Consider the following 1,290-nt stretch of genomic DNA (forward strand, 5'->3'; position numbering starts at 1 on the left):
ACACTCCAAGTGCAAAACAGCAATTAACTATTTTAAAACAGATAGTTAAAGGTAAAATTTAAACCTTATCTAGGACAGCCCCAAAAAGTATATGAAAATATAGGGGCCAATCCACTTATCGTGCATTTCTTCTAATTTTGAGAAGCAGATAGTCTTGCGGACTAACCGCTTGAGATGGGTTCGCAAGTTAAGATTATGACGCTCTATCCGCTGGGTGTACTTTTTGCTTACAACATGGCTGGGGCTTTGTTGAATAAATAGAGATTATGCTGCAACCCCATAAAAACAGCGAGCTGTTTATAACATAAAATCAGTAGGTTACAACCAGTGTTCGGTAATATATGCTAGAATGGCTGGCATCTTCGTCCAACATGGGTATGTTAAAATGGGTATGTTAAAACAGCATGATTACCTATTATTCAACAAAGCCGCTGCGTACTCTCAGTCCATGCAGCAATGGCTGACACATCAAGCTAGATCGTCAGGGAACCGCGCTGCTTAAGCGCCTTGTTGTAGGTTGACCTGTTGGTGATTTTAAACTTTTGCTTTGCCATGTAGATCCCTTGCTGAAACGACTTTAGCGATTAAAATCCGCTAATCACCTAAAAGTTCAAAACCCCGAGACTTGTGGATCGTGACGGAGACTTAGTGTTGTTGTATTCTTTGCCTTTTGGATGATTGATGGCAAAGATGCAAAGATTGATGTGGTTTGTCCTCGCTGTTCTGAAACTCATGGGGTTATCCGAAACGACCACTCCGGCTCAGGGTTACAGCTCTATCGCTGTAACCAATGCCTAAAGACCTTCCAGCTCAGCTATCGCTACAACGGAGCTAAACCTGAACCCCATCAGGCCATCGTTGATAGGGCGATGAACAGCTCCGAATGCCGCGATACAGCACGGGTTCTACGGATAAGCCTAAATACCGTTCTTCGTCATCTAAAAAACTTACGCCGCACTAGGTAGCGCAAAACGTAGAGCTTGGCGCAGAGGTAGTTATCTGCTGTGAGGCCGATAAGCAGTGGTCATGTGTCCGTTGCAAAGGCAATCAGTGATGGTTATTTTATGCTTCGGATTACATCCGAAAGCGAGTCCCTGCACATGCATTTGGCCCTCGTAATGCTCTGCCTTTAAGGCGTCTTCTTGTACTGTTGAGTCAGTTTAAGCTCGCTTTCTACATGACTGACCTCTAGATGGTATACCGAACACTGCTGGCTTCAACCAGCCATGGGCTTTGTTGAAAATAGATAATCATGCTATTTTAATATACCTATATTGGACGAAGATGCTA

Annotated in this window: 2 pseudogenes; one reads left to right on the forward strand and one right to left on the reverse strand. The window is 43.6% G+C overall.

Annotated features, from left to right (window positions below):
- Positions 1–69 precede the first annotated feature (69 nt).
- A pseudogene (locus BBW68_RS16970) lies at positions 70–237 on the reverse strand (IS1 family transposase); the annotation flags it as partial.
- 437 nt (positions 238–674) lie between these two features.
- Between BBW68_RS16970 and BBW68_RS16975 the strand changes: the two are divergent.
- Positions 675–1,189, forward strand: a pseudogene (locus BBW68_RS16975) (IS1 family transposase); the annotation flags it as partial.
- Positions 1,190–1,290: the final 101 nt, after the last annotated feature.

It is taken from the genome of Candidatus Erwinia dacicola (assembly GCF_001756855.1).
Taxonomy (GTDB): Bacteria; Pseudomonadota; Gammaproteobacteria; order Enterobacterales; family Enterobacteriaceae; genus Erwinia; species Erwinia dacicola.